At 68.9% G+C, this 20689-nt stretch carries 15 protein-coding genes; 12 read left to right on the top strand and 3 right to left on the bottom strand.

The window, feature by feature from the left end; genetic code table 11:
- Window positions 1-203: 203 nt before the first annotated feature.
- Window positions 204-563, bottom strand: a complete 360-nt coding sequence (locus tag IEY31_RS13220; protein WP_188972760.1) for a hypothetical protein — start codon at window positions 561-563, stop codon at window positions 204-206.
- Window positions 564-688: 125 nt separating this feature from the next.
- Here IEY31_RS13220 and IEY31_RS13225 point away from each other — a divergent pair, with 125 nt between their 5' ends.
- The 7 genes from IEY31_RS13225 to IEY31_RS13255 all read left to right on the top strand — a co-directional run bounded on the left by IEY31_RS13225 (window position 689) and on the right by IEY31_RS13255 (window position 11374).
- Window positions 689-2347 (top strand): FAD-binding dehydrogenase, encoded by a 1659-nt coding sequence (locus IEY31_RS13225; RefSeq protein WP_188972762.1) that lies wholly within the window; start codon window positions 689-691, stop codon window positions 2345-2347.
- Between the two features lie 79 nt (window positions 2348-2426).
- The gene (locus tag IEY31_RS13230) at window positions 2427-3095 is read left to right on the top strand and encodes an HAD family hydrolase (RefSeq protein ID WP_188972764.1); all 669 of its coding nucleotides are present in this window, start codon (window positions 2427-2429) and stop codon (window positions 3093-3095) included.
- A gap of 206 nt (window positions 3096-3301) precedes the next feature.
- Window positions 3302-3895: a TetR/AcrR family transcriptional regulator gene (locus IEY31_RS13235; RefSeq protein ID WP_188972766.1), complete on the top strand. Its 594-nt coding sequence runs from the start codon at window positions 3302-3304 to the stop codon at window positions 3893-3895.
- A gap of 150 nt (window positions 3896-4045) precedes the next feature.
- Complete coding sequence (locus tag IEY31_RS13240; protein WP_188972767.1) at window positions 4046-5623, top strand: TolC family protein; 1578 nt, start codon at window positions 4046-4048, stop codon at window positions 5621-5623.
- Window positions 5620-6681, top strand: coding sequence for a TolC family protein (locus IEY31_RS13245; RefSeq protein ID WP_188972770.1), 1062 nt, complete (start codon window positions 5620-5622; stop codon window positions 6679-6681). The genes IEY31_RS13240 and IEY31_RS13245 overlap by 4 nt, the downstream gene beginning before the upstream one ends.
- Window positions 6678-7958, top strand: coding sequence for an efflux RND transporter periplasmic adaptor subunit (locus IEY31_RS13250; RefSeq protein WP_188972772.1), 1281 nt, complete (start codon window positions 6678-6680; stop codon window positions 7956-7958). The genes IEY31_RS13245 and IEY31_RS13250 overlap by 4 nt, the downstream gene beginning before the upstream one ends.
- Window positions 7955-11374, top strand: a complete 3420-nt coding sequence (locus tag IEY31_RS13255) for an efflux RND transporter permease subunit (protein WP_188972774.1) — start codon at window positions 7955-7957, stop codon at window positions 11372-11374. Before IEY31_RS13250 ends, IEY31_RS13255 begins: the two co-directional genes overlap by 4 nt.
- A gap of 125 nt (window positions 11375-11499) precedes the next feature.
- On the opposite strand, the gene IEY31_RS13260 is transcribed toward IEY31_RS13255, so the two are convergent.
- On the bottom strand, window positions 11500-14628 hold the full coding sequence (locus tag IEY31_RS13260) for an alpha-mannosidase (RefSeq protein ID WP_188972776.1): 3129 nt from the start codon (window positions 14626-14628) through the stop codon (window positions 11500-11502).
- 112 nt (window positions 14629-14740) lie between these two features.
- Entirely contained in the window at window positions 14741-15235 is a 495-nt protein-coding gene (locus tag IEY31_RS13265; protein WP_188972778.1) for a hypothetical protein, read from the bottom strand.
- A gap of 130 nt (window positions 15236-15365) precedes the next feature.
- On the opposite strand from IEY31_RS13265, the gene IEY31_RS13270 reads away from it, so the two are divergent.
- From IEY31_RS13270 to IEY31_RS13290, 5 genes are all read left to right on the top strand, one after another.
- Window positions 15366-16169, top strand: coding sequence for an alpha/beta hydrolase (locus tag IEY31_RS13270; protein WP_229723600.1), 804 nt, complete (start codon window positions 15366-15368; stop codon window positions 16167-16169).
- A gap of 74 nt (window positions 16170-16243) precedes the next feature.
- Window positions 16244-16984, top strand: a complete 741-nt coding sequence (locus IEY31_RS13275) for a nitroreductase family protein (RefSeq protein WP_188972780.1) — start codon at window positions 16244-16246, stop codon at window positions 16982-16984.
- A gap of 100 nt (window positions 16985-17084) precedes the next feature.
- Window positions 17085-18683, top strand: coding sequence for a dihydrolipoyl dehydrogenase family protein (locus tag IEY31_RS13280; protein WP_188972782.1), 1599 nt, complete (start codon window positions 17085-17087; stop codon window positions 18681-18683).
- Window positions 18684-19766 carry a flavin-containing monooxygenase gene (locus tag IEY31_RS13285; RefSeq protein ID WP_188972784.1) on the top strand — a complete coding sequence of 361 codons (1083 nt, stop codon included), beginning with the start codon at window positions 18684-18686 and terminating at the stop codon, window positions 19764-19766.
- Window positions 19753-20490, top strand: a complete 738-nt coding sequence (locus tag IEY31_RS13290) for a hypothetical protein (RefSeq protein ID WP_188972786.1) — start codon at window positions 19753-19755, stop codon at window positions 20488-20490. Before IEY31_RS13285 ends, IEY31_RS13290 begins: the two co-directional genes overlap by 14 nt.
- Window positions 20491-20689 lie beyond the last annotated feature (199 nt).

Consider the following 20689-nt stretch of genomic DNA (forward strand, 5'->3'; position numbering starts at 1 on the left):
TGGGATAAACTGGTCGCGTCGGCGAAGTCTCTCTTCGCCGCTTGACGGGATTCTTGGAGCACTACCAGGTGACCTGAGGCCACGGCGCATGGCTCACCTCCACCTCAAGCGTACGCCTCCCACTCCCAACATTCCTCTGAATCAGACCACTAGTGTCTCTCCGGGAAGGGTTGACTGCGCCCGGAAACAGGGAACACCAACGTTCACATCGGTTTCATAGGCTTCATCGGTTCCATCTTTGCCATCGGTTTCATTTCACTCTGCCCCGTACCGGCGGCCACGGTTTCAAGGCCAAGGTGCTGGGCGTCCTCCACATCCGGTGCTTCATGCAGGGAATGAAGCTGTCCGTCCCCGATCTGGAAGTAGACGGAGCCTGCACCCGTATGGATTTCCACCACCGCGCCGCTTGTGGCCTGGAACAGGGTGGGGGCCATGGTCCACTCACCGGTCGTCACGCTGCTGCTCTGGCGCTGACCATCGCTGCTGACGCGAATGATGGTCTGATCGCCCTGATTCTCCAGCGTAATGGTCTGCCCACCCTTCAATTTCGCCTGATATGCCATACCCGATGGTAGTGGGCGGCGCAGGCTGGCCGGTTCAAAGTTGCCTTCACAGGCATTAAGCCTGCGCCTGTGCGGCACGGCATCTATACGGCACAATACCCCCATCAACAATCGGAGGAGTTTTCATGACAACGCATGACACCGACATCATCGTGATCGGCGCGGGCCTCGCCGGACTGGTGGCCGCCGCCGAGGCTGCCGACGCCGGAAAGCGCGTGCTGCTCCTCGACCAGGAAGGCGGGCAGAACCTGGGCGGACAGGCGTTCTGGTCCTTCGGAGGACTTTTCCTGATCGACACGCCCGAGCAACGTCGATTGAAGATCCGGGACAGCCATGAGTTGGCGTGGCGCGACTGGCAGACCACCGCCGGGTTTGACCGTCCCGAGGACCACTGGCCGCGCAAGTGGGCCGAAGCCTACGTGGACTTTGCTGCCGGGGAAAAATACGGCTGGCTGGCCGCACAGGGCGTGCGCTTCTTTCCCGGTGTGGGCTGGGCAGAGCGCGGCGGGCAGGGCGCGAGCGGTCCCGGCAACAGTGTGCCGCGTTTCCACATCACCTGGGGCACCGGGCCAGGGGTGGTAGAACCCTTCGAGCGGCGGGTGCGTGAGCATGTTGCGGCGGGACGCATCGTTTTCAAATTCCGCCACCGCGTCCGTGGTCTGAACATAACTGATGGCGTGGTGCATGGCGTCCACGGCGACATTCTTGAACCCTCGGAGGTGCTGCGGGGTGAGCAGAGTTCGCGGGTTGTGGTGGACGACTTCGAGCTGAACGCCGGGGCCGTCATTCTGACCTCTGGCGGCATCGGCGGCAATCAGGCGCTGGTGCGGAAGAACTGGCCCACCGAGCGCCTTGGCCCCGCGCCCGACTTCATGATCTCCGGCGTGCCAAAGCATGTGGACGGCGCGGCGCAGGCGATGGCCGAGGCCGCCGGCGCGCACCTGATCAACCGGGACCGCATGTGGCACTACACCGAAGGCATTCGCAACTGGAATCCCATCTGGCCCACGCACGGCATCCGCATCCTGCCCGGCCCCAGCAGCCTGTGGCTCGCGCCGGACGGCACGCGCCTGCCGTACCCGCACTACCCCGGCTTCGACACCCTGGGTACGCTGCAACACATCACAACGAACGGCTACCCGTATACCTGGTTCGTGCTGAACCGGGCGATCATCAAAAAAGAATTCACCCTCAGCGGCTCCGAGCAGAATCTCGACCTGACGGACCGCGATCTTCGCAAGGTGGCCGGGCGGCTGGGCCGGAACGTGGCCCCTTCCGTCCAGGCGTTCATGGACCAGGGCGCAGATTTCGTGGTGCGCGACACTCTGCCCGAACTGGTGCGCGGGATGAACGAGCTGACGGGCCGCGACGCCGTGGATTACGAGACTGTGCAGCGGGTGGTGGCCGACCGTGACCTCCAGATCGCCAATCCTTTCGGCAAGGACCCACAACTGGCGGTGGTGCGCGGCGCGCGGGCCTTCATCAACGAGCGGCTGATCCGCATCGTCAAGCCCTCGCCGCTGCTGGACCCGGCCTCTGGCCCTCTCATTGCCGTCCGGCTGAACATCCTGACCCGCAAGACGCTGGGGGGCCTGGAAACGGACCTGCAGGCGCGGGTGCTGGGCGCGGACGGCGAGCCGATGCCGGGGCTGTACGCGGCGGGGGAGGTGGCAGGCTTCGGCGGCGGCGGCATGCACGGCTACCGTTCACTGGAGGGCACGTTCCTGGGCGGCTGCCTGTTCAGCGGGCGGGTGGCGGGGCGCTGCGCGGCGGCCGTGAATTAGGCCGGTGACTGCAGGCACGTAAAGCCCGGGTCAAGCGCCGTCCATCTGCTGCGCACCCTGCCCCCTTACCCTGACAACCATGACCCCCTACCACGCAGTCATTCTCGATCTGGACGGCACGCTGGTGGACAGCAACGACGCCCATGCCCGCGCCTGGGTCCACGCCTTTGTTGATGAAGGCTTTTCGGTGTCCTTCGCCGAGGTGCGGCCCCTGATTGGCATGGGCGGCGATCAACTGGTGCCGCGCCTGACCGGAGTCAAGCCGGACAGCGAGCCGTACAAGCGGCTCTCGAACGCCTGGAAAGATACGTTCCAGCGCAGCGAACTGCCGACCGTCCGCGCTCAACCCGGAGCGCGCAAACTGGTGGAAGAACTGCGGCAGCGCGGCCTGGACCTGATCATCGGCACCTCTGGCGACGAGACGGTGATGGAGACCCTTCTGATGCGCGCCGACGTGGCCGATCTGATCCCGCAGCGCACCACCGCCTCGGACGTGGACGAGTCCAAGCCCGCCCCAGACATCGTGCAGGCCGCGCTGAAAAAGCTGGGGCGAAAACCGGGCGAGGTGCTGATGGTGGGTGACACGCCCTATGACATCGAAAGCGCGACAAAGAGCGGCGTGGACACCGTGGCCCTGCGCTGCGGCGGTGACGAGCGGCTGGACGGGGCCGTCGGGATCTACAACGATCCGCTGGACCTGCTGGCCCATCTTGACGAGTTGCCGCTGGCCGGGGCCGCCAGAACTTAAAATACCCGGAGCCAGTCAAGGATCAGACGCGCCACTGCCGGCCAGTAACACCGTCCGCTGGCCAGCAGATACCGCTGGGCCGCTGATCCACCCGCCTCAGCAGTTGAGTCCCAGCTCCCTGGCATGGGCCTGGTCAGGACAACGGCCTGCAGACTCGGTAATTCAATCTACAGTGAATGGGTAGTTAGTGCAGTACAAACTCACTTATGGCCCGCCCCCGCACGATTACCGATGAACAGATTGTGGAGGCCGCCCGTGAAGTGTTCTTGGAACAGGGTTTTGCCGCGACCACCGCTGAAATAGCCCGCCGCGCCAGCATCTCGGAAGGCACGCTTTTTAAGCGCTACGCCAGCAAGGAAGACCTGTTCGAGGCGGCGGTCGGTCTCCACGACTACGCGCACTGGCGCGCAGCGTTGCTGGAGCGGCTGGGCCAGGGTGAGGTCCGGCGCAACCTGGAACAGGCGTTCATGGAGTTCCTGAAAGAGGCGGCCGCCATCATCCCCAACCTGATGACGGTCCTGTCCCGCGGTCACAACCCCGAGCACAACCGCCTTCTGGAGAGACTGGGCAACCCGGTACGCCAGGACGCCGAGGTCATCGCCCAGTACCTGCGTGCCGAACTGAATCTGGGCCGCGTACGCCCCTTGGACGCCGAGATCACGGCATTGATCATCATGGGCGCGCTGACCACCTATGTCCATCAGGAGCACATGCTGACCCACGCCGGGCGTGAGCCGGTGGACACCGGACGCTTCGTACGCGGCCTGCTGGACCTGCTGTGGCCTGGACTGGCCCCGTGACGGGCCGTGCCCCCCACACAGTCTGGCTGCGACAGTCCTTCTTTGGGTGGTGGTCCGCAGGCAGGGCGGGGTATAGCATCTCGTCCGAAAGTAAGTCGCTACTCTAGAAACTCCCACCGCCTTCCTGTTCTGATGTTCGAGGTTCACCCCATGACGCAACGATTCCCCGCGCTGGCGCTCACCGCGTTCCTGAGCCTGGGTCTGTTGACCACCGGCCACGCGCAAACCGCGCCGCCCACCACCCCGCCCTCCCTGCAGCAGCAGTCGCCCACGCCAGGGCAGACGCAGACCCCGGCCATCACACTCGGCAGCGTGCTCGCACTACTGCGTCTATCGCCCGGCTGGCAGTCGGCTGACCTGACCTACCGCGCCGCGCAGCTGGCCCTGGACAGCGCCCGCACCCGCGCGGGGCTGTCGTTGAGCGTGGGGGCCGACGGCAGCGTGGTCAAGGCGCCGTGGGACAGCGGCGAATGGAAAGGCAGCAGCACGCTGAACGTCAGCGCCTCACTGAACGTCCTGCCGTGGTCCCCCGCCCGTGAGTCGGTCCGCAGCGCCGAACGGGCGCTGGCGGCAGCAGCGGTGGACCTGCGCAACAGCCGCGCCACGCTGACGGTCCAGGCCGCACAGGCCTTTGCCGGGGCGCGCAGCGCCGTGACCGGTCTGGCCCAGGCCGAGGCACAGCTGAGCGTGACCACCCGGCTGCGTGCGGTGGCCGAAGAGCAGCGCGCCCAGAACCTGATCACGCAGGAGGCCGTGCTGGAACGTCAATCCGCCCTGGAATCGGCCCAGGCCGCGCGTGACCGCGCGGCGCGCGGCGTGGGTCTGGCGGCCGCGCAATTGACCCGCGTGCTGGGCCAGCCCCTGGCGCTGCCCACAGACCTGAGTCGCCTGGGCGGCCTGCCGGATCTGACGCCCTCAGGTGACCTCAGTGCCCTGCTGACCCGCGCCCTGAGCGCCCGCCCTGAAATCGCGCGGGCCGAGGTGGCGCTGGCCGACGCACAGGCCGCCCTGGCCACCGCCCAGCGCAATGCCCGGGTTCCAGACGTGACAGCCGGGGTCCGCGCCGGACAGCTCAGTGACGGCCAGGGCGGCTCCGGCCGGACCGTCGGTGGCAGCCTGAACAGCAAGACCGGCGTGCTGGGCGTGCAGGCCAGCATTCCCCTCAAGGATACGGGCGAGATGCCCAGCGGCGTCACGCTGTCACTCAGCGGCACCTACACCCTGCTGGGCGGCGCGGGCGCCGGGGAGCAGGCCCAGGCCGCGCAGGGCGTGCAGCAGGCGCTGCTGGGTCTGGCCACCGCCCGGCAGGCCGTGGATCTGGATGTCCGCACGCGGCTGTCCAGTTATCAGGACGAGGTGGGCGGACTGGGCAGCCTCCAGACGGCGCTGGTTCGCGCCTGGACGGCGCTGGCCAGCACCCGCGCCCGCGTGGACGCCGGACTGGCCACGCCGCTGGACGTTGTGCAGGCCGAACTGGGCGTCTCGCAGGCACAGAACGCCGTGGACGCCCAGCACGCGGCGGTGGCGCTGGCCGCGCTGCAACTGCTGCAGGCGACGGGTGACCTTGATCCGGTGCTGCTGGGCCAGCTCCCGGCCCTGCCCACCCCCGCAGCTCCGGCCCAGGTCTCCTCCGCCCCGCCCGCCAGTCCCCCAGCGCCCAGCCCGGCACCACGCACCCCACCCACTGAGTCCATTCCGCCCACAGCTGCCCCCGGAGGCCAACCATGAGCAAAACCCACCGTTACACCACCCGGATTCTGACCGTTCTCCTGGCCCTGGGGCTGGGGCACGCCGCCGCGCAGACCGACGCCACCAGCCTGACCCTGCAGAGTGCGGTCAGCCGTGCGCTGGCCAGCGGGGCGGACGTGACCACCGCCCGCGCCAACCTGCAAAAGGCCCAGGCCAACCTGCGGGCGGTGCGCGCCGATCCCACCAGCATCATCACCACGCTGACGCAGGCCGAGCAGGACAATGCGGCGGCGGCGGTCACCCTGGACGGCACCAAGCTCAACGTCGCCCAGACGGTGATCTCGCAGTACCTGGCGGCCTACGAGGCGGGCGGGCGCATCGCCCTGAACAGCGCGCAGGTGGCGCTGGACAGACGCAACCTGCAGATCGCCCAGGCGCGGCTGGCGGCCAGGGTGGCCACACAACTGGACGTCAACCGCGCCGCTACCAGCCTGAGCAGCAACGCCCAGGCCCTCACTGACGCCCAGGCGCAGCTTCCGGTGCTGAAGGCCGGGCTGGCCCGCAGCCTGGGCCTGCCCACCGGAACGGCGCTGACCCTGGCCGATCCGCCCGCGCCGCCCAGGCTGAGCAGCAGCCTGTCCACCCTGCAGGCCGGGCTGGAAAAACGTCTGCCGTCGCTCAGCCAGGCCAGCAACGGCCTGAGCTTCGCCGCCCTGCAGGTCAAGCTGGCCGACAACGACTACACGCCCACCCGCACCCTGGAAGACGCGCGCACCGCCCAGGCCAATGCCCAGCGCAGTCTGGACGACGCCGTGAAGGCCGCCTCCACCGGCGTGCGTGACGCCTACCGCGCCGTGCAAAGCGCCCAGGAACAGGTGGACATTGCCCGCCAGCAGCGCAGCAACGCCCAGACCACCCTGACCCAGGCCCGCGCCCGGCTGAAGGCCGGAACCGCCGCCGCCGTGGAAGTGCAGCAGGCCGAGGTGCAGGCCCAGCAAACCGATTTCGCGGTGACCCAGGCGCAGAACGGCCTGTGGAAGGCCCTGGCAGCGCTGGGAGCGGCGTCCGGCGTGGACGTGACGGGACTGGCAAAATGAAACGGCTGCTTCCCATCGTGACGCTGACCGCGCTGCTGGCCGCGTGCAATTCCCCGGAACAGGGCAGCGAGTCTGCGGGCAACGACCTGACCAGCGCGCCGGCCAAATCCACGGTGCTGAGCGTGCAGGTGGTGATGGCCAAAGAGGGCACCCTGAACGTGCAGCGCAGCGCCAGCGCCATCATCACGGCGCAGAAGGATTCGCAGGTGGCCACCCAGAGCAGCGGCACGGTGACGCAGGTGCTGGTGGAGGAGGGCGAGCAGGTGAGTGCCGGGGCGGTGGTGGTGCAGCTCGACGACACCGGGCAGCAACAGACGCTGGACAACGCCCGGTTGCAGGTGCAGCAGGCCCAGATCAACCTGCAGCAGACCCGCAACACCACTGCCAACGCCAGCACTTCCCTCAAGGCGGCCATCACGTCCGCCGAGGCGACGCTGGCGCAGGCACAGCAAAATGCCCAGAGTGCCGAGACGCTGTACGGGCTGGGCGGCATCAGTCTGGTGGACCTTAAGGCCGCGCGGGCCACGCTGGCGCAGGCGCAGTCTGGTCTGTCCTCGGCCCGCAACAATCTGGAGCAGAACGGGCGCAGCGCCCAGGGCAGCGTGCCGCTGCAGCAGGTCGCGCTGGAAACCGCGCAGGCAGGCGTCACGCAGGCTGAGGAGAACCTGGCCCGCACCGCCGTCAAGGCGCCGTTCGCCGGCATCGTGGCAAACATAGGCGCGAAGGTGGGCGAGTTCGCCGGGCAGGGCACCCCGGTGTTCCGGCTGGTGGACCCCGGCAGCATCCGCGCCAAGTTCAGCATTCCCAGCAGCGACGCCTTCGCGCTCTCGGACGGCACGCGGCTCAATCTGGGTTACGGCGGCGTCAATTACGTGGCCACCGTGCAGGGCAGCCCCGGCATCGCGGGCACGAACCGCCTGGTGCCCATCACCGCGCGCGTCCAGGGCGGCGAGCAGTTGCCGGTGGGTGCGGCGGCCCAGGTGCGCTACCGCGCCACGCTGGGCGACGGCGTGCTGATTCCCAGCAGCGCCGTGCAGGTGGACGGCGGCGAAACGGCAGTGTTCGTGGCCGCAGGTGACGTGGCCACAAGGCAAGTTGTCACGGTGATTGCCGAGTCCGGCGGCACGCTGGCCGTCCGTGGCGTGGAGCCGGGTCAGGCCGTCATCAATCCGCTGCCCGCCAGCATCCAGGACGGCGCGGCCATCACGGTAAATCCGGCGGCGACACCGGACGCAGGCGCAGCAGGCGACAGCGGCGCAAAGGGCCAAACCCCATGAGCATCCATGAACCGGACGAGCTGAACGCCCCGCGCGGCACGCTGCCCGACGGCACCCCCGAACCGGTGGTCAATCCGTTCGTGCGCTTCAGTGTCCGCAACTACGTCTTTTCCATCGGCATCTTCGTGCTGGTGGCGCTGCTGGGTCTGGTGTCGGTGTTCCGGCTGGGCGTGGAATTGCTGCCCAACTTCGAGGTGCCGGTACTGGCGGTCAGCACGGCCTACCCCGGCGCAAACCCCGATCAGGTGGACCGCGAGGTCAGCCGCAGGATCGAGGACGCGGTCAGCACCCTGGCCGGCGTGGTGGACATCAACACCACCTCCGTCAGCAACCAGTCGGCGGTGGTGATCACCTTCTCGGACGAGACCGATATCGACTCGGCCGCCAACAGCGTGTCGCAGGCGGTGGCGGCCATCCGCGGCGCCCTGCCGGGCAGCGCCGAGGCCCCGGTGGTCCAGAAGTTCGATCCCAACGCCACCCCGATCCTGTCGCTGGCCCTGCTGGGCGGCAGCGCACGCCCCGACGACGTCACCGCCTACGCCGAGGACACGCTGGTGCCGCGATTGCAGCGCGTTGAGGGCGTGGCTGACGTGAACCTGTCGGGCGGTCCCGAGCGCAAGATTCAGGTGCTGCTCGATCCCGCGCGGCTGCAAAGCTACAACCTGAGCCCCGCCCGCGTCACCGGCGCCATCGGCGGCTCGGCGCTGGACCTGCCGGCCGGAACGGTCACGCAAGGCGGCAGCACCACCGGCTTCAGCACCCGCAACACGCCGCGCAGCGCCGCCGACGTGGGCCGGATCATCGTCGATCCGGCCACCGGCCTGCGCGTCGCCGACGTGGCCAGCGTGCGCGACGGCAGCGCCTCCGCCACGTCGTTTGCGCGGGTCAACGGCCAGCCTGCGGTGCTGCTCTCGGTGCGCAAGGCTTCGGGCACCAATTCGGTGGCCGTGACCGACAACGTGCTGGCCGCCATGACGGCCCAGCGGCTGCCGGAAGGCTACACCCTCAAACTCGCCAACGACACCACCCGCGAGACGCGCGCCACTGTCTCCGACACCTTCAAGGAATTCCTGATCGCCGTGGGCGCTGTCGGCGTGATCTGCCTGCTGTTCCTGGGCCGCCTCAACACCGTCTTTGCCGTGATCCTGGCCATTCCAATCTCGATCAGTGCCGCGCCGCTGCTGTTTGGCCTGCTGGGCTTTACCTTCAACATCATCTCGCTGCTGGCGATTATCGTGGCCATCGGCATCGTGGTGGACGACTCCATCGTGGTGGCCGAGAACGTGCAGCGCTACCGCGACATGGGCTACAGCCAGGTCCGCAGCGTGCTGCTGGGCGCCAGCGAGGTCTTTTCCGCCGTGACCGCCGCGTCGTTCTCCCTGCTGGCGGTGCTGGTGCCGCTGAGCTTCTTCCCCGGCATCCTGGGCCAGTTTTTCAGCCAGTTCGGCCTGGGCATCGCGGCGGCCATCGCGCTGTCATGGCTCGAAAGCCTGCTGTTCCTCACGGTCCGCATGGCCTACACCACCGAGACCAGACCGGTGACCTGGAGCGATCTGCCCGGGGTCTTCGCCAGCCTGCCGGCGCTGCTGCGCCATTCGCTGGTGGGCGTCAAGACCCTGCCCGGCCTCCTGGGACTGGCGCTGGGCGGCGCTGTCGGTGCGCTGGCGCTGGCGCAGACGGGCCTGCCGCTGCCGGTCACCCTGGTGCTGGCCGTCCTGCTGGCCCCGGCGGTCCTCACCGCGCTGCGCTACGTTCTGGCGGTGGTGTACGCCGTGCTGGAGGCACTGACCGGCACCCTGCACGGCCTCACCATCAACGCCGTGATGGGCACGGCCCGCGCCTATGCCCGCAGCCTGGGGGCAGCGCTGAAACGGCCGTGGGCCGTCATGCTGGTGGCCCTGGCCTTCATGGGCAGCGTCGCGGTCATCGCGCCGCGGCTGGGCTTCGCCTTCGTGCCCCAGACCGACAGCGGTATTCTGAGCGTGGACCTGACCCTGCCGGTGGGCACCGATCTGGCCACCACCAATGCCCTGACCCGTCAGATCGAGAGCCGACTGCTAGCCCGCGAGGAGGTCCGGCTGGTGCAGACCAGCGTTGGCAGCGGCAGCCTGGTGGGCGGCAACAGTGCCAACGCAGCGGGCCTAACCCTGACCCTGGTGCCCAAGGAGGAACGCGCCGCGCTGGACGTGCTGAGCGCCGAGTACCGCACGCTGCTGCAGCCGCTGGTGGTCAACCGGCCCGGCGCCGAGCTGACGGTGGCCTCCCTGCAGGCCGGGCCCGGCGGCAGCGCCGACATGACCCTGGCGCTGACCGCCCCCAATCAGGCCCTGCTGCTGGAACGCAACCGGGACGTGGTGCGCCTGCTGGGCCAGGATGCCAACATCCGCACCGTCAAGAGCAGCCTGAGCGCCACCACCCAGGAACGCACCTTCACTCCCGACGCCACCCGGTTGTCGGGCACCGGGCTGAGCGCCAGCGACGTGGCCCAGGCGCTGCGAACCTACAATGACGGCGCGGTGGCCGGCAGCGTGCGCGACGGCGATCAGAGCGTGGACATCGTAGTGCGGCTGGACCCGGCCTTGATCCGCGACGAGCAGAGCCTGCTGTCCCAGACGGTCTACTCGCCGGCCCTGGACGCCAACCTGCCGCTGTCCGGACTCGGCACCTTTCAGGTGGGCCAGGCCCCAGCCACGCTGAGCCGCCTGAACAAGGCTTACACCGCCACCCTGGACATCAACCTGATTCAGGGCGGTCCCAACCCGTTCGCGTATCAGGCCGAGCTGGAAAAGCGAGTGTCAGACGCGGGTTTGCTGACAGACGGCGTGACCCTGGGCAACGCCAGCGCCTTTGGCAGCGCGGGCCTGACCAAGGATCTGGTGTTCTTCGGCCCGATCATCCTGATCACGTCGGTGCTGCTGACCTACCTGGTGCTGGGCAGCCAGTTCAACTCGTTCCGGTACCCCATCTACCTGCTGCTGCCGGTGCCGATTGCCATCGTGGGCGCACTGTGGACCCTGGGACTGTTCGGGGTCAACCTGGACGTGATCACGGTGCTGGGCATGGTGATCCTGCTGGGGCTGTCGACCAAGAATTCAATCCTGTACCTGGAATTCGTGACCGAGCGTGCCCGCACCCTGCCCCTGAGGGAAGCGCTGATCGAGGCCGCGGAGTTGCGCTTCCGTCCGATTTTGATGACCACCCTGACCGTGCTGGTCATCAGCATCCCGCTGATTCTGGGCCAGGGCGACGGCGCAGAGTTCCGCCGGGGCCTGGGCATCGTGATTCTGGGCGGCGTCGTGACCAGCACGCTGCTGACCTTTTACGTGGTGCCTACCGTGTTCTGGCAGTTCGAGCGCCGGCGCATCAGGCCCGATGCCCAGCCGCAGGTCAGCGGCACCCTGGCCCCCGGCGATTGAACACGCCGTGAACATACAGCAGCCCCCTCCGGTCAGTGGAGGGGGTTTTCGCGTGGCGTGCCCGCGGTCTCCAGGCCAGCGCCGGCTGTCCGCATGTGTTGTCAGCAGACCGGCGGGAACGCGGCTCAGCCCTCTTTCAAGCTCAGCACCCGGTACGGCGTGAAGGCCAGCGTTCCCTCCGCCGCTTCCTCCAGCAGGGTCACCGGCGTCCACCGCGTCACGCCCAGCCCGCCGGGTTGTGCCTGCCCACGCGTGCCAAGCGCCTCGTAGACCCGCAGCAGCAGCGAGGCGTCGTCCTCGGCAAGTTTAAGGACGCTCAGCCGCAGCGACGGGTGACCGCTGGTCAGCAGCCGGGCGCAGGGTTCGCCGCGTCCCGGCCTGGAGGTCACAAACCCCCGCAGCGGCGCGTTCAGGTCATGCGCCTCGCGCAGGGTGCCCGTCCGCCAGTCCCCGGCATGCGGGTACAGCGCGTAAGCAAAGGCGTGCGGTCCGGCGTCGGCCGTGGGATCAGGCACAAGCGGCGAGCGCAGCAGACTCAGGCCCAGCACGTTGCCGTGGGCACTGTACCCGTATTTGGAGGTGGTCAGCAGGCTCAGGCCGAAATCCCCCTCACTCAGATCAGCAAACCGGTGGCCCGGAACCTCGAACTGCGCGGCCTCCCAGGAGGTGTTGCGGTGGGTGGGACGCGTCACCGTGCCGAAGGCGGTCTCAAAGCTGGCCTGCGCCGCCCGCACGTTGACTGGCGTCAGTGCCCGCAGCAGCAGACGGCGCGGTTTCCAGTCGACCACGGTCTCGATCTCCAGCCGCTGCGCTCCCCGGCGCAGCCGGTACGTCTGAATAATCTCGCTGCCCTGGGCGTCGTAGCGCACGCGGACGGCCTGTTCCAGCCGGCCCTTCAGACGTTCAGGCGGGGCCACCGCATTCAGTCGCTGGCCGCCGTCCGGGTAGCTGGCGTCCAGTTCCCACGCCTCCCACTCACGCGGCACGTCGGGGTACAGCCACAGCTGGTTGCCGGGTCCGTCCAGCACCTCGCGCCCGGACGCCCGGCTATACAGGCTGTCCAGGCTGCCGTCAGGACGGACAACCACCCGCAGATGTTCGTTCTCCAGCGTCAACGCACCGGAGGCTGCCCCCGCATCTTCAGGAACCTCTGCATCTTCAGGAGCGCTGGCCTCTTCGGGAACGACACCCAGGCACAGGTACCCCAGGCCAGGCACCGTGATGTCTCCAGTGACCAGCAGGCCGTCGCCCTGCCGCTCGCAGTGAAGCGGCGTGCCGTCCGGGGCGCGCAAACCCAGTCCCGCCTGACCGGGCAGCCACAACGACAGCGGGCGTTCATCAAAGCTCAGGTTCCAGACCACCACGCGCTTGCCTGCGCCGTGGGCGTCGCTCAGGCTCTGCAGGGCGTCATCCCGCAGCGCTTCGGCCTGTGCCAGCGCTTCTGTCAATTCGCGCCGCGCGTCGTCGTAGATTGCCCGGACGCCCGAACCGGGCAGGATGTCATGAAACTGGTTGCGCAGCAGCACCGTCCACAGCGCCTGAAAGGTGCCGCGCTCAGCCGGCCGCGCCACCAGCGTGAAGGCCAGGGCGCAGGCTGTTTCGGCGTCGCTCAGGGCGTGTTCCAGCGCGCGGTTCAGCTGCTTGATGCAGGCCTGCGAGGTGTAGGTGCCCCGGTGCAGCTCGAAGTACTGCTCGCCCACCCATACCGGCAGGGCACCCACCTCCGTGTCGGCCCGGTCGTAAAATTCAGCCACCCGGGTCATGTGCAACCGGGGCAGGCCGGGAAAGTCGCGCAGACGGTCATAGCGTTCCAGCATCTCGGCGCTGGGACCGCCGCCGCCGTCGCCCCAGCCGAAACTGAACAGGGAAGCGTCGTGGCGGCGCTTGCCGGCGAAGTTCTGCCAGGTCTGCAACACGTCGGGCGCCCCCAGCGTGCCGTTGTAGCCCTGGCCGGGATTGCGGAAGCTGTGCGCCAGGACCTGCGTGCCGTCCAGCGCCTCCCAGCGGTACAGGTCGTGGGGGAAAGGATTGGTCTCGTTCCAGGTCAGCTTGGTGGTGAAGAAATACGGGATGTCCGCGCCGCGCAGCAGTTGCGGCAGGTTGGCCGCGTAGCCAAAGGTGTCGGGCAGCCAGCACACCCGCGCCCTTGTGCCGAACCGCGACTGGAAATACCGCTGGCCATACAGCAGTTGCCGCACCCAGGACTCGCCGGAAATCAGATTGCCGTCCGGCTCCACCCACATGCCGCCCACCACGTCCCAGCGGCCTTCCTGCACGCGCTGCCGGATGCGGTCAAACAACACCGGATCGTCCTGCTCCACATAGGCGTAGATCTGGGCCGAGGACTGGTTGAAGGTGAAATCGGGATACAGTTCCATCAGCGACAGCACGGTGGCAAAGGTGCGCCGGATCTTGCGCCGGGTCTCGGCCAGCGGCCACAACCACGCCAGGTCGATGTGCGCGTGGCCGGTCAGCGCCAGCCCTCCATCAGCGGGGTAGCGCGCCCGGACAGCGTTCAGCCGCGCGGCCAGGGCGTGCCGTGCCGCGTCCAGCATGGGCCGGTCCGCCTCGGGGTAGGGCGCGGGCGTGCCGCCGAAATCCCACTCGTCCCACTGCTGACGCAGACCGGCGCGCAGCCGGGGTTCCTGCCACGCGCGCGTGAGGTACGCCCCAGCGTCGCCGCGCGGGATGGGCACCTGGTTGAGCACGTCGCTGAGCGCGTCGGCGATCAGTCCGGCAATCTCGGGCCTTCCGCGGCCAGCCAGGGCGGCGGCCGCCTCGTGCGCCGCCTCCAGGTCGGCCAGCACAGCGCGCACCTGAAGGTCCGGCAACACCAGCCGGGCACGGTCCAGTCTGGGGGCGTATTCCGGCGAACCGAACAACCCGCGCGGCACCGCCTCGATCTGCAGCGGGCAGCCGGGCGGGGCGCCTGACTCCAGCCAGATCTCGCTGTGGTACGGATTCAGGCCGCCGCGGGCCTCTCCGCCCAGCAGGACAAGTGCCTCGCCGCCCACCGACAGGTCCAGCAGCACCGGCTGATCCGGCCACTGCGCCGGGATATGCACCTCGGCGCTGAAGGTCACCGGCAGCTCACGGGCAGGCCACGCGTCCCCCTCGGCCAGGGCCTGCCTGCCGCCGCTCCAGTGGAAGGTCAGCTCCAGCGGCACGGCCGCCCGGTCACGCCACGCCCGCAGTTCAGTCAGGCGCTGTTCGAGGCGCAGCAACGTCTGTGTGATGGTCAGGGCGTCCGTCATCGGCTCGTTTCAGCTCCTGTGCGGCGGGCGGGGCGGGGAAGAGAACCGGGTAGCCGGGGAAGCACGCAGCGGGAAGAGCGCTGGATCAGCACTCGCGCGGCCTGTCCCACGGTTACCGGATCGGGTCGATCTCAGACAGCGAGGTGGAGGCCGACTCGATGCGCTGGGTTCTGGCCTGCCCCACGATCTTGCCGTCCAGCGAGTGCTGGGCCATCACGATGGTCTGGCACAGCAGCAGTAGCGAGGCGCTGACGCTGGGGGCCAGGACCCGCAGGCGGCCTGCGCGCAGCAGCACCCCCTGTTCACCGTCGGTCAGGATCAGCACATGCGGCCCCACCAGCAGCCCCGCGCTGTGGGGGTACGGCCACGAGCGGGCGCGGCAGGCCATCAATTCCTGGCGCCAGGCGTCGGTGTTTTCGGGGTGTTCCTCGCTGTGCCCGGCCTGCTTGGCCCCGTGGCTGAGCTGCGTGATCAGGCTGCGAATCAGCTCACCGGAACTGTCGCCCACCTGCCGCAGGGCCGAGACCAGCTCGGTGCGGCCCACGTCACCGCCCTGCCAGTTGCTGGTCAGCGTTAAGAGCGTTTGCATGTCCTGTGATTCGTCCATAAGCTGACCTCCGGCGCCGCGATCTGTCTTTCCACCTGCAGCGACTCTAGAGTACCGGGAACGGGACAGGCCCGCGCCCCGGCGCAGGGCAGCCCGGATCCCGCCCCCTTCACCCTGGAGCCTGTGACCTGTGACCCCACCCGAAAACCTGTTCGACGCGGCCCTCAACGACGAATACATGCCCAGCCGCCGCGTGCCGGACGCGGACGCCATGGTGGAAGCGTGGCAGCGCAACAGCGCCCTGGCGCGCGTGAACTGCCCGCCCACTGAACTGGCCTACGGCGCGGGCGAACACAAGCGGCTCGACGTCTTCACGCCACAGGTCCGGGCGCGGGCCACGCTGCTGTTCATTCACGGCGGGTACTGGCAGGCCTTCTACAAAGACACCTTCTCGTACCTGGCCCCGCCGCTGGTGGCGGCGGGGATCCGCGTGGCGGTGATGAGCTACGATCTGACGCCGCACGTGTCCCTGGCCCAGATTGTCGGTCAGGCACGCCAGGCCACGGCGGCCGTGGCCGCGCAGTTCCCAGGGCCGCTGATCGTGGCTGGCCATTCGGCCGGGGCGCACCTGGCTGCGATGGTGCACGCCACCGACTGGGCGGCCGGGGGCCTCTCCCCAGTCAGGCTGACCGGCGGTCTGGGCATCAGCGGCCTGTACGATCTGGGACCGCTGCGCCGCACCGAATTGCAGCCGGCGCTTCAACTCTCGGAAGCGGAGGCCCGCGCCCTGAGTCCTGCGTTTGTGTCGCCGACGAGCGCCGCGCCGTTCATCGTTGCCGTGGGCGCCGAGGAATCGCGGGCCTTCTTGTGGCAATCGCAACAGCTGCCCAGCGCCTGGCCGGGGGTGGCCAGCAGCGTGCGGCAGCTGCCGGACCGCCATCACTTCAATGCGCCGGACGACCTGCTGCCGCTGGCGCTGGAGCTGCTGGGCTGAGCTCCTGAGGCCAGAGGCCGGCCCAAGGTGGGCGGCCAGGCGCCGCCCAGCCGGGCGCTCTCCTATCATGGGTCATGATTCCCAATTTGCCTCCACCGGCCGGGGTTGGCCCTGGCCACCCCGCACCGGAATTCGATCCGCTTGAATTCCTTCGCCTGTCGCCGCAGGACACGTTGGCGCGGGCCCAGGCCTTTTACTCGGAAATGAACGCCCGGCGCACCACCCGGCAGTTCAGCCGTGATCCGGTCCCCCAGGCGGTGATCGAATGGGCCGTGCGGACCGCAGGAACCGCTCCCAGCGGCGCGCACCGTCAGCCCTGGCGCTTCGTGGCCGTTCAGGACGGGGGCCTCAAGGCGCGGCTGCGAGAAGCGGTGGAGGCCGAGGAATACAAAACCTACACCCAGCGCATGCCCGCAGAGTGGCGCGCGGCCCTGGCTCCGCTGGGCACCGATCACATCAAAGAGCACCTGACCGACGCGCCGTGGGTGATCGTCGTGTTCCGCGAGAAATACGGCGTGGGCGCGGACGGCACGCGGATTAAGAACTACTACACGGTGGAAAGCGCGTCGATTGCCGTGGGCCTGCTGATTGCCGCCGTGCACCACGCCGGACTGGTCACCCTGACCCACACGCCCAACCCGATGGGCTTCCTGGCCGAACTGCTGGGCCGTCCCAGCAACGAGGAGGCGCTGGTGGTCATGCCGGTGGGCTACCCGGCCCCGGACGCCACCGTTCCGAGGCTGACCCGCAAGCCACTCAACGAGATTTTCCAGGTGGACCGGGGCAGTGCCGGGCGCCCCCGGATTGAACCCTGAGCGTCCCAAACACGTACCGGAAAGGAACATCCCCTTGGACCAACATCCCCTTGGACCGCTACCCGGCGACGCAGCGGACACACCAAGGGCAGGAGGCACCATGACACTTCAACCTGATCCCTCTCCACCCACCGCCCAAAACTACAGCTGGGCTGTTCCGCCCGACACGGGCCACACGCCCCTGAAAGCCGACGTGGCCGTGATCGGCGCGGGCTCCGGCGGTCTGACGGCCGCCCTGCTGGCGGCGGCTGGCGGCAAGCGCGTCGTGCTGATCGAACGTGAACGCACCGGCGGCGAGTGCACCTTTACCGGCTGCGTTCCGTCCAAGACGCTGCTGGCGCTGGCCCGAACGGTGCATACCGCCCGCCAGAGCGCCGCGCTGGGGCTGACCGTGGACGGCGGGCCCGACTGGAGCACCGTCCGCGCGCAGCTGCGTCAGGTGATCGACAGCTTCGAGGATGTCGACTCGCCCGGGTCCATTGAGGCGCGCGGCGTGCAGGTGGTGGGCGGTCAGGCGGCGTTCGTGTCGCCGCATGTGCTGGAGGTTACGCGGAACGGCCAGACCCGCACCGTCATGGCCGAGAAATTCGTGCTGGCGACGGGCGCGCAGGCAATCGTGCCGGACATTGATGGGCTCGGCACAGTGCCGTTCCTGACCCACGAGACTATTTTCGACGTGCCAGAGCGCCCCGCGCACCTGCTGGTGCTGGGCGGCGGCCCGATCGGCTGCGAACTGTCCCAGGCCTTTGCGCGGCTGGGCAGCCGCGTAACGCTGGTGCAGCGCGGCCCCCGCCTGATCGACCGGGACGAGCCCGAGGCGTCAGCGGCGCTGCTGCAAACCCTGCGGGAAGACGGCGTGACCGTCCACCTGAACGCTGACACGCTGCAGGCGGCGCGCACGGAGACCGGGGTGAGGTTGCAGCTCGAAGGTGGGCAGGCGTTGGAGGGCACACACCTGCTTGTTGCGGTGGGCAAGGCGCCGCGTGTGAAGGGCCTGGGCCTTGAGGTGATCGGTGCCGACTTTGACCGCAAGGGCTTGAAGGTCAGGGCCAACATGCAGTCCATTTCCTGCCCGTACCTGTGGGGGGCAGGCGACGTGGTAGGCGGGCCGATGTTCACGCACGGGGCCACCGAGCGCGGCACGCTGGCCGGGCTGGGCACGCTGGCGTGGTGGGGCAAGGGCCTGGCTGCCCTGCGCGCCCCCGCCGCGCGGGTGGAGGACATTCCCTGGGTCACCTACACCGAACCCGAGATCGCCCACTGGGGCTTGACCGAGGCGCAGGCCGTGAAGCAGCACGGTGGGCGGGTGGTGGTGGTGGATTACGGCTTTTCGCATCTGGACCGAGCCCGCACCGAAGGAGCGGCCTCGGCCGACCACCGGGGCTTCGTCAAGCTCGTCGCCCTCAAGGGCCTGCTGGGCTCACCCGTGGGGCTCAGGGTGGTGGGCGCGCAGGTGGTGGGCAGCCGCGCCGGAGAGCTGATCCAGATGCTCAGCCTGCCTTCCAGACTGAACGTTCATCCTGCGAAACTGGCGCTGCTCCCGGTGCCGTACCCCACCTTCGGCGAGGCGGTGCGGCAAACCTACCTGGGGCTACTGGTAGACAGCCCGGCTTTTGGCAGACGCCGCCCGGGCCGGGCTGGAGACCACACCCAAGCTCCGGGGCCTTCGGCCACTCGTCCACAGGGCAGCCGCGCCTGAATGGAAGGCTCCAGAATAAACGCCCTGCTGGACGCCGTGGTGATCGGGGCCGGGACGGCGGGGCTGGCGACGGCATACTGGCTGCAGCGGCGCGGGCTGAGCTTCACCGTACTGGAGGCGGGCGACACGGCCAGCGGCGCCTGGCCCAGCTACTACGACAGTCTGACGCTGTTCACACCCGCCCGGCATTCCGCGCTGCCGGGTCTGCCGTTTGGCGGTGACCCGGACCACTACCCCACGCGCGCTGAAACGATTGCCTACCTGCAGACCTACGCCGCCCACTTCGGCTTTCCGGTGGCCCGGGAAGCGCAGGTGGTCCAGGTCAGGCCGCACGGTGGCGGGTTCGATGTCAAGGCGGCGGACGGACGGGTCTGGCGCGCGCGGGCTGTGGTGTGCGCCTCGGGAACTTTCAGGCAGCCGAACTGGCCGGATCTGCCGGGAGCGAACGCCTTCGGGGGACAGACGCTGCACTCGTCGCAGTACCGTCGGCCCGCGCCCTTCGCCGGACAGCGCGTGATTGTCGTGGGAGCCGGCAATTCTGCGGCACAGATCGCCGCCGAGCTGGGCCAGGCCGCGCGGGTGACGCTGGCCTCGCGCCGACCGCCGCAGCTCTTCCCGCAACGTCCGCTGGGGCAGGACCTGACCGACTGGCTGGCGTGGTCCGGCGTCGAGCAGCTTCCCCTCGGCGTGTTCGGACGCGTGCCGGACGCGCAGCCCGTGATCGCCGTGCCAGGCCTGCGTGCGGCGCTGGACAGCGGGAATCCGGACCTGCGTTCCCTGTTTACGGCCTTTACGCCCACGGGCGTCCGCTGGCCGGACGGGCAGCAGGAAGCCGTCGACAGCGTGATCTACGCCACTGGGTACCGCTGGGACGGCAGCTATCTGCCGCACGCGGCCCTTGGCCGGCGCGGCCAGCCGCAGCAGCGGCTGGGGGTAAGCGCCACACACCGCGGGTTATATTTCGTCGGCCTGCCCGGTCAGCGCACTGTGGCGTCCGGGACCATCCGTGCGGCGGGACCGGACGCCCGGTACGTCGTCACGCGGCTGGCCCACCACCTGGAGACCCCCCATGCCCAGAACTAGAGCCCTTCGTCCGTTGCTGATCGCCGTGTGGCTGGGTGCGGTCAGCCTGGCCGCGCCGGCAGACGACGCGCTGGCCGCCCTGATGAAGGGACAACCCGACGTCGCGGTGCGTCTGCTGCGAGGCAGCCGGGACGCGCCGGGCCTGAGCCTGCTCTCCCGCGCCTACGTGGGGCAATCGTTGTTCATCAGCAGCGGGGACGAAAGGCACAAACTGTATGCCGCGGCCGAGTCGGCCGCGCGGGCGGCCCTCGCGGCCGACACGCGGTCCGCCGAGGCCCACGTGGAACTGGCGAACGCCCTGGGGCTGCAGCTTCAGGGGGCGGGGGCGGTACAGGCCGCCCGCACGGGGCTGGAAATCAGGACGCTGTTCCAGCAGGCCGTGGAACTCGACCCCGCGCAGGCGCGCGCCTGGATGGGTCTGGGCACCTGGCACGCCCAGGCGCTGGGCCTGGGCGCCCTGGTCAAACTGGCCACCGGCGCGAACGAGGCCACCATGCGCGCCTGTCACCAGCGCGCGATCACGCTGGTGCCGAACGAGGTCTTCTTCCGCCTGAGCTACGCTGACAGTCTGCTGCTGCTGGCAAAAAACGACGCCCCGCGGGCTGCCACGCTGCGGCGTGAGGCCCGCGGCCTGCTGGAAAGCGCGCTGGCGCTGACGCCGCAGACCTTCTGGCAGCAGTACGACCAGACGCTGGTCCGCGAACGGCTCCGGGCGTTGCCGTGAGCGTTCCCGGCTGGACGGGTGGCCGCCTCCACTGATTTCATCACGTTTCGCTGTCAGGGTGACTGTGGCCGCCGTCTGAAGTGGGTGGAAAGCTCCCAGGCCTCCGGACGGAGGAACCACAGGTTCTGAATGTGGAGGGGACGGCACCCGGCCTCGCCCCGGTGTACGACCCCAGATCACCAGAGCCGTGGAACGCTCT

This window comes from Deinococcus aerolatus (genome assembly GCF_014647055.1).
Taxonomy (GTDB): domain Bacteria; phylum Deinococcota; class Deinococci; order Deinococcales; family Deinococcaceae; genus Deinococcus; species Deinococcus aerolatus.